At 67.7% G+C, this 15862-nt stretch carries 13 protein-coding genes; 9 read left to right on the top strand and 4 right to left on the bottom strand.

Annotation, left to right across the window (positions count from 1 at the left end; translation table 11 throughout):
- From ASD13_RS00065 to ASD13_RS00045, 5 genes are all read left to right on the top strand, one after another.
- Nucleotides 1–771, top strand: a complete 771-nt coding sequence (locus ASD13_RS00065; RefSeq protein ID WP_055864332.1) for a biotin--[acetyl-CoA-carboxylase] ligase — start codon at nucleotides 1–3, stop codon at nucleotides 769–771.
- Nucleotides 772–857: 86 nt separating this feature from the next.
- The gene (locus tag ASD13_RS00060; protein ID WP_082531354.1) at nucleotides 858–1361 is read left to right on the top strand and encodes a PH domain-containing protein; all 504 of its coding nucleotides are present in this window, start codon (nucleotides 858–860) and stop codon (nucleotides 1359–1361) included.
- Between the two features lie 112 nt (nucleotides 1362–1473).
- Entirely contained in the window at nucleotides 1474–2598 is a 1125-nt protein-coding gene (locus ASD13_RS00055; RefSeq protein WP_055864326.1) for a 5-(carboxyamino)imidazole ribonucleotide synthase, read from the top strand.
- A 140-nt stretch (nucleotides 2599–2738) separates the two neighbouring features.
- Nucleotides 2739–3206: a 5-(carboxyamino)imidazole ribonucleotide mutase gene (gene purE / locus ASD13_RS00050; protein ID WP_055866727.1), complete on the top strand. Its 468-nt coding sequence runs from the start codon at nucleotides 2739–2741 to the stop codon at nucleotides 3204–3206.
- 80 nt (nucleotides 3207–3286) lie between these two features.
- Complete coding sequence (locus ASD13_RS00045; protein ID WP_235562433.1) at nucleotides 3287–4657, top strand: LCP family glycopolymer transferase; 1371 nt, start codon at nucleotides 3287–3289, stop codon at nucleotides 4655–4657.
- A 209-nt stretch (nucleotides 4658–4866) separates the two neighbouring features.
- Here the strand turns inward: ASD13_RS00045 and ASD13_RS00040 are convergent, their stop codons facing one another.
- On the bottom strand, nucleotides 4867–5451 hold the full coding sequence (locus ASD13_RS00040; protein WP_055864321.1) for a hypothetical protein: 585 nt from the start codon (nucleotides 5449–5451) through the stop codon (nucleotides 4867–4869).
- Between the two features lie 144 nt (nucleotides 5452–5595).
- Nucleotides 5596–7359, bottom strand: coding sequence for a DUF4012 domain-containing protein (locus ASD13_RS00035; protein ID WP_055864318.1), 1764 nt, complete (start codon nucleotides 7357–7359; stop codon nucleotides 5596–5598).
- Between the two features lie 122 nt (nucleotides 7360–7481).
- Between ASD13_RS00035 and ASD13_RS00030 the strand changes: the two genes are divergently transcribed.
- Nucleotides 7482–8555, top strand: a complete 1074-nt coding sequence (locus tag ASD13_RS00030) for a glycosyltransferase (RefSeq protein WP_055864315.1) — start codon at nucleotides 7482–7484, stop codon at nucleotides 8553–8555.
- A 134-nt stretch (nucleotides 8556–8689) separates the two neighbouring features.
- Nucleotides 8690–11506: a hypothetical protein gene (locus ASD13_RS00025; protein ID WP_055864312.1), complete on the top strand. Its 2817-nt coding sequence runs from the start codon at nucleotides 8690–8692 to the stop codon at nucleotides 11504–11506.
- Between the two features lie 60 nt (nucleotides 11507–11566).
- Here ASD13_RS00025 and ASD13_RS00020 read toward each other — a convergent pair whose 3' ends face one another.
- Both ASD13_RS00020 and rfbB read right to left on the bottom strand, forming a co-directional pair.
- Nucleotides 11567–12976 carry a sugar nucleotide-binding protein gene (locus ASD13_RS00020; protein ID WP_055866722.1) on the bottom strand — a complete coding sequence of 470 codons (1410 nt, stop codon included), beginning with the start codon at nucleotides 12974–12976 and terminating at the stop codon, nucleotides 11567–11569.
- Nucleotides 12976–13974, bottom strand: a complete 999-nt coding sequence (rfbB, locus tag ASD13_RS00015) for a dTDP-glucose 4,6-dehydratase (RefSeq protein WP_055864309.1) — start codon at nucleotides 13972–13974, stop codon at nucleotides 12976–12978. Before rfbB ends, ASD13_RS00020 begins: the two co-directional genes overlap by 1 nt.
- A gap of 79 nt (nucleotides 13975–14053) precedes the next feature.
- On the opposite strand from rfbB, the gene rfbA reads away from it, so the two are divergent.
- Nucleotides 14054–14926: a glucose-1-phosphate thymidylyltransferase RfbA gene (gene rfbA / locus ASD13_RS00010; protein ID WP_055864306.1), complete on the top strand. Its 873-nt coding sequence runs from the start codon at nucleotides 14054–14056 to the stop codon at nucleotides 14924–14926.
- A gap of 310 nt (nucleotides 14927–15236) precedes the next feature.
- Nucleotides 15237–15862, top strand: a 626-nt coding sequence (locus ASD13_RS00005; protein ID WP_431694081.1) for a rhamnan synthesis F family protein, incomplete at its 3' end; no start/stop codon positions are given.

Here is a 15862-nt window from a genome sequence, read left to right as displayed (position 1 = left end):
ATGGACTTCCCGCTCGCGAGCGCGATCGTGCCTCGCCTCGAGCTGGTGGCGGACACCGGTTCGACGAATGCCGACCTGCGGGCGAAAGCGGCTGACGCCGAGGGCTGGCCGCACCTGGCGACCCTGGTCACGCGCAACCAGACGGCCGGACGTGGTCGCCTCGATCGCACGTGGGTCGCGCCGGCGGATTCCGCTCTCGCGATCTCGGTGCTGCTGCGCACGATTCCGGCCGATCCGGCCGCGCGGGGATGGATCCCGCTCGCCGCTGGTGCGGCGATGACGGAGGCGATCGCCGAGCAGCTCGTCGGACATGACGTCGCCGTGAAGTGGCCGAATGATGTTCTCGTCGACGGGCGGAAGATCTGCGGCATCCTCGCGGAGGCGACGACGGCGGCGGTGATCGTCGGGGCGGGCGTCAACACGGCCATGACGATCGAGCAGCTCCCTGTGCCGACGGCGACGTCGTTCGCATCCCTCGGCGTCGTCGTGGACGAGGACCGTTTGCTGTCTGCCTACCTCGAGAAGCTCGACGGGCACCTGTCGGCGCTGACCGCCTCTGGGGACGCCGTCGTGAGCGGCCTGCACGGTGTCGTGTCCGCCCGCTGCGCGACGCTCGGGCTGAGGGTCAGCGTGTCTCTGCCGGCCGGCCGCTCCCTCGACGGGGTGGCCACGGCGATCGATGCGGAGGGCCGTCTTCTGGTCGAATCGGATGGTCGGGAGTACCCGATCTCCGCCGGCGACGTCGTGCACGTGCGGCCGGCCGGAACCTGACACGCCGCCGCACAAACGGCTTTGTCGCAGATCACGGGCACAATGGTGGGGTGACCCAGCCTGTGACGCTCGGCGGGAGGCCCCTGATGCCGCCGCCCGGTACGCCTTCGGAGGAGCTGCTGATCGCGCGCTTCCGGAGCCACGCACGTCGCCTGTTCTGGTCGGCACTCGTGCTCATCGCGACTTTCGGGGCGACGGGGTACTTCTTCGGCAATCTGCCGGAGGGTATCGAGGACTGGATGCTCCTCACCGCCGCCGGGGCTCTGGTGCTGCTGGCCGCCGTGCTGCCGTTCGTCATCTGGTACTCGCGGAGCACCACCGTCACGACCAGGAGGGTCATCGCCCGCCAGGGAATCGGTTCCCGTCGGCGTCACGAGATGTCCCATGCCCGGGGCTACACCATCGCCGTTCGCCGCGGTCCGCTGCAGCGGCTGTGGGGCTCGGGCACGATCACGCTGTCGAACGGCGTCGACACGCCGCTGCGGTTGGCGAACGTCCCGAACGTGACCCTCGTGCATGAGACCCTCGCCGACCAGATCGAGGTCGGGCAGATTCTCGCGCACCGCGACGCGCAGGCCGTCGGCGACTGAATCCGGCGGCGTTCAGGCGGCCGAGCGCGGTCATCCGTGCCGCCGATCCGCAATCTGTCGTGCATGCCCGCATCGGTGCGGGAGAATGGGGGCAGACGAATGGAGGCGGCACATGGCGCTGCGTGTTGGCGTGATCGGCGGAGGACAGCTGGCCCGGATGATGATCGCTCCGGCGGTCGAACTCGGACTCGAACTGCGAGTGCTCGCCGAGGGTGAAGGGATGTCCGCCGGACTCGCGGCCACCGCGGTCGGCGACTACCGGGATCTGGAGACCGTGCGCGCCTTCGCGGCCGACGTCGATGTCGTGACCTTCGACCACGAGCACGTGCCGCAGGACGTTCTCCGTCAGCTCGTCGAAGACGGCGTCGTCGTGCACCCGGGGCCGGACGCCCTCCAGTACGCGCAGGACAAGCTCGTGATGCGCGCGCGTCTCGCGGAACTCGGAGTGCCCCAGCCCGACTGGGCGGCTGTGCGCACCACGACCGAGCTGCAGGCGTTCCTCGACGAGCACGCAGGAGCAGGAGTGGTGAAGACTCCGCGCGGAGGCTACGACGGCAAGGGCGTGCGCGTCGTCCGTGCAGCACGGGACGCGCAGGACTGGCTGGAAGCGCTCGCCGAGGGGGAGGCGCTTCTCGTCGAGGAGCTCGTCCCGTTCGTGCGCGAGCTCGCGCAGCAGGTCGCCCGTCGAGCGGGCGGTGAGATCGTCGCCTATCCCGTGGTGGAGACCGTTCAGCGTGACGGCGTGTGCGCCGAGGTCATCGCTCCGGCCCCCGCCGCCGCCGAGCGCCTGACCGAGGTCGCGGAGGCGATCGGCCGCACCATCGCCGAAGGGCTCGGCGTGACCGGGATGCTCGCGGTCGAGCTGTTCGAGACCGACGACGAGCGCATCCTCGTGAACGAGCTCGCCATGCGGCCGCACAACAGCGGGCACTGGAGCCAGGACGGCGCCGTCACCGGCCAGTTCGAACAGCACCTGCGTGCCGTCGCCGATCTTCCTCTCGGGAGCACCACGCCGCGAGCCGCGTGGTCCGTGATGGTCAACATCCTCGGCGGACCCGTCGAGGGGACGCTCGACGAGCGTTTCGGCGCGGCGATGGCCGAGCACCCGCAGGCGAAGATCCACACCTACGGGAAGGCGCCGAGACCGGGCCGCAAGGTCGGACACGTGAATGTCGCCGACGACGACCTCGACGACGCGGTCTACGTCGCCAGGGCCGTCGCCGCACACTTCGACTGATCCGCAGCCCGCATCGCCTCTTCGCCGACACATGCGGGGCAAGAGGCGTGCCGTTCGGGGAATCTCACAGCGGCAGACCGTACCCTGATCTGGTGACCGAGCCACTGCACTCTTCCGCCGAGCCTCTGGTCGGCGTCGTGATGGGATCCGACTCCGACTGGCGTGTGATGAGCGACGCGTCCCAGGCGCTCACGGACTTCGGCATCCCGCACGAGGTCGAGGTGGTATCCGCACACCGCACCCCGGACAAGCTCATGTCGTATGCGCGAGAAGCGCGCTCGCGCGGCATCCGCGTCATCATCGCCGGCGCCGGGGGAGCAGCCCACCTTCCGGGAATGCTCGCCTCGATGACTCCGCTCCCCGTGGTGGGTGTCCCTGTGCCTCTCGCGTATCTCGACGGCATGGACTCCCTGCTGTCCATCGTGCAGATGCCCGCCGGCATCCCGGTCGCGACGGTCTCCATCGGCGGCGCTCGCAATGCGGGTCTGCTCGCCGCACGGATCCTCGGAACGGCCGACGCCGCTCTCGCTGACCGCGTCGAGGAGTACGCGCGCGATCTCGAGGCGCAGGTCGAGGAGAAGAACGAACGGCTGAAGGCCTCCCTGTGACTCTTGCGCCTCCGCGCGCAACACGGCGCCCGCTGATCGAGACCCGGCCGCTGCGGCACCCGGACTCCGCCGATTCGGGGATGATGACCAAACGCGGGTGGTGGCTGGTCGCCGTGAACCTTCTGGTGCCGGGTTCCGCCCAGGTCCTCGCCGGCAACCGCCGCCTCGGCCGTTTCGGGCTCGGCGCCACACTGGTCTCCTGGGTCCTCGCGATCGTCGCTCTCGGACTCGCGCTCTTCGCACGCCCTGTCCTGCTGTGGCTCACGATCGGCGGCGGTTTCTTCTCGGCCGCCGTGCTGACGATCGTTCAGGTGCTGCTGGTGGGATACGTCGTGCTCTGGGTGGTGCTCACGTTCGACACTCTGCGCCTGGTGCGCCTTGTGAAGGTGCCAGGAGTCTCCCGACTCGCCATCCCCGTCGTGGCGCTGGTGCTGCTGGGACTCGTCGGCGGCGGGGCGGGATACGCAGCCACCGCCGTCGGATCGGTGCGCAACACCATCGGCTCGATCTTCGGACAGAGCGGTCCCAGTGTGCAGCCCAGCGACGGCTACTACAACATCCTCCTCCTCGGAGCCGACAGCGGCGACGGCCGCGACTCCATGAGGTTCGACAGCATCTCGGTGGTCTCGGTGAACGCCGACACCGGTGCCGTGACGATCACCGGCATCCCCCGAGAGCTCCCCAACGCGCCGTTCAGCGACGGCAGCCCGATGCAGGGGCTGTATCCGGAGGGGTTCGAGGGCCACGGCTCCTCTACCTGCGGCTGGAACGGATGGATGAACCACGTGCGCAACGCCGCCGAGGTCTGCCGGGAAGACGCCGGCGCCGGTCTCTACCCCGACGCCGTGGCCAACGGGTCGGAACCGGGTATCGAGGCGACGAAGGATGCGGCCGAAGGCGTACTCGGGATCGAGATCCCGTACTACGTGTTCGTCGACATGCACGGCTTCGCTGAGCTCGTCGATGCACTGGGTGGTGTCGAGATCGACGTCACGGAGCGGCTGCCCAAGGGTGGTCCGCCCGAGGGGTGGACGGGCACCGACGTGAACGAGTGGGCCATCGGCTGGATCGAACCGGGAACGCAGCGCATGGACGGCGACACGGCGCAGTGGTACGCCCGCTCGCGCTACACGACCAGTGACTGGGACCGGATGAAGCGTCAGCGGGAGCTGCAGGCCGCCATCCTCGCCCAGTTCACGCCTCAGACCGTCCTCACCCGATTCAACGAGGTTGCAGCGGCCGGCACGGCCCTGATCAGCACGGATCTCCCGTCGGACAAACTGCCGGAGTTCTTCGACCTGATGCTCAAGGCGAAGGAGCAGCCGGTCACGTCGATCGAGCTCACCCCCGACACCGGAGTGGACGAGCACCAGCCCGACTACGCCTTCATCCACGACTTGATCCAGCAGAAGCTGCATCCGCCGACGGAGACGTCGACGCCCGAGCCGTGATCACGCCCGCGTGAGGTCGAGCTACCCGCTCGGCACCCCATGCGCGCCCCTCTGTGCCGACGCCATGAACGACAAAGCCCACGGCCGTCTCCCGAAGGAGAACGACCGTGGGCTTCCGGTGGATTCCACCGGATGCACCAGACGACGGTGATCGGAGGGGGAGGGATCACCGTCGTCCAGTCGACCACCGCACGAGGCGGCAGCCGGACCTAGGCGCGCTTGCGGCGCGATGCTCCCACCGCGACGAGGGCTCCACCGGCGACCAGAGCTGCTGCTCCGCCGCCGAGGACCCAGGGCGACACGCTTCCGCCGGTGAGGGCCAGCTCGATGCCGCCACCGGTGAGCGGCAGCTCCGAACCCGCGGTCGCAACCCCGGGATCGTGGTCGCAGCTGGTGGCCGCATCGTGGCCGTGCGAAACCGTGATCGTGGCGGTGTACGAACGCGAGCCGTTGAAGGCGACGGCGTAGGAGCCCTCACCGTCGGACGGCGGACGGAACGTGAGGGTCAGGCTTCCGTCGGCGCCGGCGATGTTGCCGGAGACGGCGGCCTTGCCGGCGTTGTAGCCGGACACCGACACGTTGACGTTCTCGGACGCCAGGAAATACCCCGGACCGAACACGATCGTCGAGACTTCGCAGATGTCGATGATCGGGTCGCCGACCTTGGCGCCGGGAGGCGTCGGATACGAGTCGGACGACGCGGCCGGTACAGTCGGCGCAGCGGTGGCCACAGTGGGCGCGACGAGTACGAGCGCGCCAGCGGCAAGGCTGATGACAGCCAGTTTCTTCAGCATGATTTCTCCCCAGAAATTTCACGCGGAATCGCTTTTGGACACACCCCTGCATCCAACTGCGTGGCGTCTTCCTGCCCCCACGGCAGGATGGCAGACGCCAGATATTCCCCAGTGAGTCGACAGTACCCTATCGAGCCGGGAATGTCACGAGGCGCATCGGAGGGGCTCCCGTGTCGTGTCGGGGGTGTGGATCAGCGGGGTGTGCCGCACCTCCGTGAGTCGCTCTCCCGCACCGGTGCCCTGGAACTCGACCGTGACTGTCGTCGATTCGCCCGGCGCGAGGGAGACCTCGTGCTGCACAGCCGAGCGGTCGCCGATCATCGCCGTCTGCACGCCCTCTTCTGCGCCGTCCCGGTCGATGCGCGACGGCGTCGCCCCCTCGGGGCCGTACACGGCGATCAGCGTGCGCACCGTGCCTGCGGGCACGCCGTAGAAGCCGTCCGCCGTGACGTAGGGCGGCAACGAGGTGGCGGCGTCGGCGGGGGCCGTGTTGGTCCATGTCACCCGCACCTGCGTGGTCGGGGTCCCCTGGCAGCTCCCGACCGATGTCGAGATGGATGCGCGGGTGTAGAAGTCCATCTTGCCGCCGGTGGTGTCGTTCATCAGCACCCCCACGTAGGTCGCATCGACGCTGTCGGTGGGAATCGTGCCCCCCAGTGCAGAGCCGGCGAGCACGGCCTCTTCGTCGTCATGGGCGCTCCAGATCCGGATGCGGCCCTCCTCCGCCGACGTCGCCAGTGCTCCGATCAGTGCGCGCGGGTCTCCTCCGGACAGCGCGGCGCCGAAGAGCGCTCCTGCGGCCTGCGCGAAGATCTCGTCCTGCACGGCGGGATCGGGAACCGCGGCGTAGATCTCTGAGAGCAGGATGTCGGTGACGTTCTCGGGCGACGCCGTGAACGGGCCGAACGTGAGGTCTCCGGTCGCCGCGATCAGATGCTTCGCGACGACGGCGTCCACGGCGATGACGCCGTCGACGGTCCCACCGAATCGACCCTCCCAGCGGGCGGCGATGGCAGCTCCTGCCTCGCTGAAGTCGGGGATGCTCGTGATGTTCTGCAGATAGCGGCCGGGACGGTCCTCGAAGAGCGCGATCGTCGAGTCGCTGAGGGGCAGCGCGGTGTCGAGCGGAGGGAAGTCCCGCGTCGACGCCTGGCTCTGGAGGGTGATCCTGCCCCCCTCGGCGTGCAACAGGGCGATGGATCCGATGATGCCGCCCGACGAGCGCAGCTCGGCGTTGTTCTGCATCGCGAGTACGTAGTTGCGCGGTCCCTCGCCGCCGAGCATGGTGGGCAGCAGCACGGCCGCGCCATGGAGCGAACCCACGACCGTCGCGGCCTCGGTGACGGATGAGCGCATGGTGCGGATGGCGTCGGCGAGCGGCGGGAGCGTGGCGTCGGCGTCGATGCGTCGTGCGTGCAGCTGCGCGGTGCTGAGCGCTGTGTCGGCCGTGCCGAGCGGGCCGGCGATCTCTGCGAACGGCGCCAGATCGATCGCCCCGCCGGCGAAGCCCAGGCTCGCCAGATCGAAGTCCGCCGCCACGTCGAGGAGGGGCGTGAGCGCGTCGGCCGACACGTCGTCGGCGATTTCGGCGATCTCGCTCACCGCGCTGAAGTTCGGTCCGATCCATGGCAGGGCGCCGAACGCGTGCCACACGGGGTCGGACGTCAGGCTGCGAGCGGACTCCGCGTTGTGCGCGATGCTCTTCGCGAGCGGCTTGGCGCCCTCGAGGTCTCCGGCCGCGATCGAAGACTTCAGCTGAGAGGCGCCTTTCGCCACCTGCTGGAGGTCGTTCACCGCGCCGATCCCACGGATGCAGACCCAGCCGATGGCGATCAGGAGAAGGGAGAGCAGAACACCGACGGTCCACCCGATCCATCGGCGCCGGACGGGAAGTCGACCATCGCTCACCCGAGCATTCAAGCACGAACCGCTGCAGTGGTGGTGGGGGAAAACTGTGCGAACGCTGACATTCGGGCGGCGCGGTCGGCGCGTTCCGTGGGGGAGCGGCACGGCGAAGATAGCCTGTGGGCATGGGTGCTCGGCTGCGTGTTGTTCTGGATCAGCTCGTGAGCGTCGTCGATGCCGATCATGCGGACGCCGCGGTGGGACTCGCGGCAGGACTGGTCGCGACGGCGCCCTCCGGGTGCGCGGTCGATGCCATCGTCCCGTCGGGCGCGACCGTGCCCGTGGCGGGAATCGGGGACGTCCGCACCCTCGGCATGGGGCGCCGCGAACTCGCTGCCGCCTGGCAGCTCGGGATCGTTCCCGGTGTCGGCGGGGGACTGATCCATTCGCCGACGCTCATGGCCCCGCTCGTGCGCCACGATCGCGTGCACGACAACGACCAGACCACGGTCACGGTGTGGGATCTGCGCGCATGGGAAGCGCCGGAGACGCTCTCCAAAGGCAGCGTCGCCTGGCAGCGCGGTATGCTCCGACGCGCCGTCAGGCATGCCGACGCGGTCGTGGTGCCCTCTCACGCCGTCGCGGAGCGTCTGTCCGAGCTCGCGAAGATCGGCGACCGTCTCCGTGTGATCGCCGGTGCACCGCCTCAGGGATTCCGTGCTCCCGGTGACGCGTCCGAGCGTCGCCGCGCTCTCTCGCTGCCCGACGAGTACGTGGTTCTGACCGGGTCCGTCTCGAGTCTGTCCGACGGCTTCCGGGGTGCGGTGGCCGCCGGCCTCGACGCGGTGGTCATCGACGCGCCCGAAGGGGCGGAGCCTCGTCACGCCGACGCCGCTGCGGCGGCAGGACTGCCGGAGAGGCGCACGCATGTGCGGGGGGCACTGAGCGTCGAGGATCGTGCAGCGGTACTAGACGGCGCATCCGCCTATGTCGCGACGGATGCGGTGGCAGGCTGGCCGTGGCGCGCGGTGGAGGCCATGGTGCTCGGCGTTCCCGTCGTGGCGGTCTCCAGCGGGTCGCATCGGGACGTCATCGCCGACGGGGGCATGCTGGTCCCCGCCGAGGCGATCGCCGACGCGGTGGCCGAGGCGACCGGTGGAGCGGCGGACAGACTCCGCGTGCTCGCCTGCGACCGGTCGCGAGCCTTCTCCTGGGCGAGCTCTGCGGAACGCCTCTGGGGCCTGCACGCAGACCTGTGATTCGCTGAGAGCAACCTGCGCATACGGGCGACACGCCGAAAAGTTGTGGCGCAAAGCGTGTAACAGTGGCATCATCACGCAACTTCCGTCACACTGGTCACATGTCTCGACGTGCCCCACGCTCGCGAAACAACATGAGGTTCCCCCGACTCCTCACCTGTTTCCTCGCTGTCTCCGCCCTTGTCATCGGAACGGTGGTCCCCGCCACTGCCGCCACCGCGTCCGTCTCCGCGAGCGGCTCGAGCAGCGCGAGCATCGCGAAAGCAGCCGTCGACCCGGTCTCGGCCGGGATGGTGAAGTCCACGCTTGCAGGTTTCGAGGCGGGCAATATCATCAGCGATGCGGTCTTCACGAACGCGGGCACGATGTCCGAGGCGCAGATCCAGGCCTTCTTCAACAGCAAGGTGTCGAGCTGTCAGAGCGGTTACGTCTGCATCAAGGACTTCCGCATCACGTCGGTGACCCGCCCCGCCGACGCCTACTGCGACGGCTACACCGGCGCGGCCAACGAGTCCGCGGCGCGGATCATCTACCGTGTCGCGCAGTCCTGCAACATCAATCCTCAGGTGCTGATCGTGATGCTCCAGAAGGAGCAGGGGCTGATCACCCACACCTGGCCGAGCGCGTGGCGATACAACATCGCGCTGGGGCAGGGGTGCCCTGACACCGCGCCTTGCGACCCGAACTACATCGGCTTCTTCCATCAGATCTACGGCGCCGCGCGCCAGATGCAGATCTACATGGAAGGCAAGTGGTTCCAGTGGTACGCACCGGGTCGGACCTGGAACATCCTCTACAACCCGAACGCGAACTGCGGCAGCTCGCCCGTCTACATCGCCAACAAGGCGACGTCGGCCCTCTACTACTACACGCCGTACCAGCCCAATGCAGCGGCGATGCGCGCGGGCTACGGCGAGGGTGACGGCTGCTCCGCGTACGGCAACCGCAACTTCTACAACTACTTCACCGACTGGTTCGGCTCCACACAGGGCGGCGCGAACAACCCCTTCGGCAATATCGAGATGATCGAAGCCCGTCCGGGTGAGTTCGCCGTGTCGGGGTGGGCGATCGACCCCAACACGAGCGCATCGCTCTCGGTCCATGTCTACGTGGGCGACGTCGGACGTGCCTTCACCGCGGACGAGGATCGTCCCGATGTGGGCGCCGTCTACCCGGGGGCCGGGAACAAACACGGGTTCTCCGCCCGCGTCCCGGCAGCAGGTTCCGGCGACTCGACGGTGTGCGTGTACGCCATGAACGCGGGACCCGGCGCCAACGTGCTCCTGGGCTGCAAGCGCTTGGCGAGCTTGAGCGGCCCTCCCGCGGGCGCGGTCGAGAGCATCAAGCCCGTGAAGGACGGTTTCGAGGTGACGGGGTGGGCGGTCGATCCCGATACGGCGTCGCCCATCGAGGTCCATCTCTACATCGGCGGGGTCGGACGCTCCTTCACCGCGAATGTGGAGCGCACGGATCTGCCGGCCGCGTACCGTCCCCACGGAACGAAGCACGGCTTCAAGGCGACGATCCCCGCCGGTGCGGGAGTGCACACCATCTGCGCCTACGCCATCAACGTCGGCCCCGGAGCGAACTCCGAGTTGGGCTGCTCGCAGAACACGCACCCCGGCACCGTGATCGAGGATCGCGGGCGGGCGCCGATCGGTGCGTTCGAGTCGCTCACATCCACCGCGCCCGGGACCGTGACCGCGACCGGCTGGGTCCTGGATCCTGACACGGCGGCACCCGCACGCGTCCACCTCTACGAAGCGGGAGTCGGGCGGGAGTTCCTCGCGAACAAGTCGCGCCCTGACGTGGGCGCGGCGAACCCGGGCTATGGGGACGGACACGGCTTCGAAGAGACGCTCAAGGTCTCGGGTGAGTCGGCGACCGTGTGTGCGTACGGCATCAACAACGGAGCGGGCGGGAACACGGAGCTCGGCTGCAAGAAGGTCACCGTGAACACGCAGATCCCCGAGCAGGGGAGGATGCCGGTCGGCGCACTCGACTCCGTCGTCGTCTCGGGCACGACGGCCGTGGCCAAGGGGTGGACGGTCGATCCCGACACCCGTTCGCCGATCAAGGTGCACCTGTACGTCGGATCGATCGGACGAGAGTTCACCGCCGACAAGAACCGCGCCGACGTCGGCACGCTCTACCCCGGCTACGGCACGAACCACGGTTTCGAGGAGTCGGTGCCGCTTCCCGCAGGCAAGTCGACCGTCTGCGCCTATGGGATCAACACTGGTCCGGGAGCGCACACGCTGCTCGGCTGCAAGGAGGTCAACGTGACCTCGGGGATTCAGGAGCGAGGGCGGATGCCCATCGGCTCGTTCGAAGCCCTTCAGGTCAGCGGCAACACCGTCACGGCCAGCGGATGGGCGATCGATCCTGACACCGCGTCGTCGATCAAGGTGCATCTGTACGTCGCGGGAGTCGGACGCGAGTACTCGGCCGACAAGGCCCGCGCCGACGTCGGCGGAGCCAACCCGGGATACGGCGACGCGCACGGATTCTCGGAGTCGTTCACCGTCCCCAACGGCACCACCGGCGTCTGTGCCTACGCCATCAACACCGGGCCGGGCGGCCACACCCTTCTCGGTTGCAAGAGCGTCACGATCACGGCGCCCGTGCAGGATCGCGGACGGGCTCCGTTCGGAAACTACGAGGCACTGCAGGCGACGGCCGGCGGCGCGATCGTCGCCGGATGGGCCATCGATCCGGACACGACGGATCCGATCGCCGTGCACATCTATGTGGACGGAGTGGGTTCCGCGTACACCGCAGCCCTCGATCGCCCGGATGTCCTGGCCGCATACCCCGGTACGGGCCTCAAGCACGGTTTCTACCAGACGGTGCCGATGTCGCCGGGCAACCACGGGGTCTGCGTCTACGCGATCAACAACGGCGCAGGCGGGCACACGCTCCTGGGCTGCAAGAACGTCGTCGTGCCCTGACCTTCGAGGGGACAGAAGAAGAGGGCCTGGGATATCTCCCAGGCCCTCTTCTGTTGTCCGTCAGCGACGAAGGTAGTCGCGCAGGTGCGCGGCGCCGTCGAGCGGCGTGAAACCCGTTGCGATGATCTTCGACAGATCGAGCACGCTGTTGCGCGGCCGGGGTGCGAGCGGGGCATCGGCGGAACCGAAGTACTCCTCGGTCGTGACGCCGGTGACGCGCGAGCGGTCATGTCCGACCGCCGAGAACACCTCGCGGGCGATGTCGGCCCAGGACTGCGGCTCTCCCGTGCTGCTGAGGTTGTAGACGCCGGGCTCGGCATCGCCGTCGATCAGGTGCGCGATCGCGGCGGCGAGATCGGTGGTGAACGTCAGTCGACCCACCTGATCGTCCACGACGCGAGGGTCGATGCCGCGCTCGGCGAGCGAGGCCATGGTCCGCACGAAGTTGTTCCCTTCGCCGATCACCCAGGATGTGCGGATGATGTAGTGGCGCGGGACGGTGGAGACGAGAGCGTCGCCTGCAGCTTTGGTCTGGCCGTACACGCCGAGAGGGCGGACGGAGTCGGTCTCGGTGTACTCGCCGACCTTGGTGCCGTCGAACACGTAGTCGCTCGAGACGTGCACGAGCGTGATGCCGTTGTCGACGGCGATCTTCGCCAGAGCCGCGACGCCGGTGACGTTCGCGGCCCAGGCGTCTGCTCTTCCCTCGGCGGTCTCCGCCTTGTCGACCGCGGTGTAGGCGGCGGCGTTGATGATGGTCGCGTAGTCGCGCCAACGGCGGGCCGAGGGGAAGGACCCGTCCGAGAGGTCGAGCTCGTCCCGTCCCACGTACTCGTATTCGGCGGCTTCGCCGAAGTGCGCGCGCAGCGCGTGGCCCAGCTGACCGCCGGCGCCGACGATGAGCGTCTTCTTGGCGGGGATCGGCGTGACATCCGCGAGACGCGGGTGTGCGTGGTCCTTGGCGGAGATCTCGACCTCGGACAACGGGATCGGCCACTGGATGGCAGCCGTCTCGTCGGCCAGGTTCAGGAACGAGTACTCCGCATCGGCCGACCAGTGATCGTTCACCAGGTAGACGTAGGCGGTGTCGGGCTCGAGCGTCTGGTACGCATTGCCGACGCCGCGGGGTACGAAGATCGCCTGTGAGGGGTCGATCTCCGCCGTGAACACCGTTCCGAACGAAGGGCCCTCGCGAAGGTCGACCCATGCGCCGAAGATGCGGCCGGTCGCCACGGAGACCCATTTGTCCCAGGGCTCGGCATGGATGCCGCGCGTCGTACCGATCGCGTCGTTGAAGGAGATGTTGTTCTGCACCGGTCCGAAGTCGGGCAGACCCGCCGCGACCATCTTCTCGCGCTGCCAGTTCTCCTTGAACCAGCCGCGGGAGTCGCCGTGCACCGGCAGATCCGCGAGGAGCAGTCCGGGTATCGCGGTCTCGGTGACCGCGAGTGCCCTGCCGAACTCCGTCATCACTGTCCCTTGGAGGCGTAGAACGACTCGGTGGCATCCTTGGACGAGGCCCACCAGGCCTCGTTGTCGCGATACCAAGCGATGGTGGAGGCGAGTCCGGACTCGAAGTCGCCGAAGGCCGGGGTCCAGCCCAGCTCCGTGCGCAGCTTCGTGGAATCGATCGCGTACCGCAGATCGTGACCGGCGCGATCCGTGACGTGATCGTAGGCGTCCGCCGGCTGACCCATCTCAGTGAGGATCAGTTCGACGACGGACTTGTTGTCCTTCTCGCCGTCGGCGCCGATGAGGTAGGTCTCGCCGATCTCGCCCTTGTCGAGGATGGTGAGCACCGCAGACGAGTGGTCGTCCGCGTGGATCCAGTCGCGGACGTTCAGCCCTGCACCGTACAGCTTGGGCCGGATGCCGCGGATGACGTTCGTGATCTGGCGCGGGATGAACTTCTCCACGTGCTGATACGGACCGTAGTTGTTCGAGCAGTTCGAGATCGTCGCCCGCACGCCGAACGAACGCACCCAGGCGCGCACCAGCAGATCGCTGCCGGCCTTGGTGGAGGAATAAGGAGACGAGGGGTTGTAGGGCGTCTGCTCGGTGAACCGCTCGGGGTCGTCGAGCTCGAGGTCTCCGTAGACCTCGTCGGTCGAGATGTGGTGGAAGCGACGATCGTGACGGCGGGCTGCCTCGAGCAGCGTGTAGGTGCCGATGATGTTGGTGTCGAGGAAGGGGCGGGGATCGTGCAGGGAGTTGTCGTTGTGCGATTCGGCGGCGTAGTGCACGACCGAGTCGACGTCGGCGAACAGGCCGTCGACGAGTTCGGCGTCGGCGATGTCGCCTTCGACGAAGCGCAGGCGGTCGCTGGGGAGGCCCTCGAGAGAGGCCTTGTTGCCCGCGTAGGTGAGCTTGTCGAGCACGGTGACATGGGCATCGGTGTTCTCGATGACGTGGTGCACGAAATTGGAACCGATGAAGCCGGCGCCGCCGGTGACGAGCAGTCTCTGCATGCCCCCCAGCGTAGCGGGAGCCCTCCTGTGAGACTCGGGGCGTTTGTTCAGGTGGGGCCGATCAGGGAGACTGTTCACCATGCGTGGCATTATTCTCGCCGGAGGAACAGGCTCCCGGCTGCACCCGATCACTCTCGGCGTCTCGAAGCAGTTGGTCCCGGTCTACGACAAGCCGATGATCTACTACCCGCTGTCGACACTGATCCTCGCGGGAATCCGCGACATCCTGATGATCACGACGCCACACGACGCGGAGTCCTTCCAGCGTCTGCTGGGCGACGGCTCGAAGTTCGGGGTGTCCATCACCTACAAGACCCAGCCCTCGCCCGACGGACTCGCGCAGGCCTTCGTCCTGGGAGAAGAGCACATCGGCTCGGATTCCGCGGCCCTGGTTCTCGGCGACAACATCTTCTACGGGCAGGGGATGGGCACGCAGCTGCGGCAGTACACCGAGCTCGACGGCGGCGTCGTCTTCGGATACTGGGTCGACGACGCGACGGCGTATGGCGTGGTGGAGTTCGACGACGCGGGCCGAGTGGTCTCGCTCGAGGAGAAGCCCGCGCAGCCCAAGAGCAACTACGCGGTTCCTGGCCTCTACTTCTACGACAACGATGTGATCGAGATCGCCAAGGCACTGAAGCCTTCACCCCGCGGCGAGCTGGAGATCACCGACGTCAATCGCGAGTACCTGGACCGCGGCAAGCTCAAGGTGCAGGTGCTCACGCGCGGCACGGCCTGGCTCGACACCGGGACCTTCGACTCGCTCGCGGAGGCGACGGACTTCATCCGCACGGTGGAGAAGCGCCAGGGCCTGTCGATCGGGTGCCCTGAGGAGGTCGCCTGGCGAATGGGCTTCCTGACCGACGACGAACTGCGCGAGCGTGCCGAGCCGCTCGTGAAGAGCGGGTACGGGGCTTATCTGCTCAAGGCACTCGCCCAGGGTCGCGTCTGACCCCGGGCTAGGATGGTCGACGGCCCGCGACGCGTCGACGGGACGGGCCTGTCGATGATCATCACCGGATCCGGGGGCCCACAGGAGCATGACAGTCGTGAGTCGGGTGCCGGGTGTTTTTCCGGTGGGTGGTCGTCGGCTCGTCGTGTATGTGGTGTTCGACCGGCGTGGTGGTGTGGACGATTATGTTCCGTACGCGTTGGCGGGTTTGCGTGAGCATGCGGCTCATGTGCTGGTGGTCGTGAACGGCAGCCGCTCCACATCGCNCGCTCTGGAAGACGGGGGAGAAGGTCCGGGGGCCCACAGGAGCATGACAGTCGTGAGTCGGGTGCCGGGTGTTTTTCCGGTGGGTGGTCGTCGGCTCGTCGTGTATGTGGTGTTCGACCGGCGTGGTGGTGTGGACGATTATGTTCCGTACGCGTTGGCGGGTTTGCGTGAGCATGCGGCTCATGTGCTGGTGGTCGTGAACGGTTCTCTGTCGGAGGAGGGTCGCGGCAAGCTGGAGGCGGTGTCGGACGAGATCCTGGTTCGGGAGAACGTCGGTTTCGATATCTGGGCGCATAAGGATGCTCTGGATCATGTGGGGTCGCGGCTGTCGGAGTTCGATGAGGTGCTGCTGACGAATGACACGTGGTTCGGGCCGGTGCGTCCGTATGCTCCGGTGTTCGATCGGATGGGGGAGCGTGCGACGCACTTCTGGGGGATGACCGATCATGCGCGGGAGGATCCGAATCCGTTCACGGGTAAGGGTGTTCTTCCGTATCATCTGCAGTCGTTCTGGATCGCGGTTCGTCGTGAGATGTTCTTGTCGGAGGAGTGGGCGCGGTATTGGCGTGAGTTGCCGGAGATGCCGTCGTATTTCGATGCGGTGCTCAAGCACGAGACGATCTTCACGGATCATTTCGCGCAGCTCGGCTTCACCCACGACGTCGCCTA

Origin of the sequence: Microbacterium sp. Root1433D1 (assembly GCF_001426835.1) — a bacterium.
Taxonomy (GTDB): Bacteria; Actinomycetota; Actinomycetes; order Actinomycetales; family Microbacteriaceae; genus Microbacterium; species Microbacterium maritypicum.
This window is presented reverse-complemented; position numbering and strand designations above follow the sequence as displayed.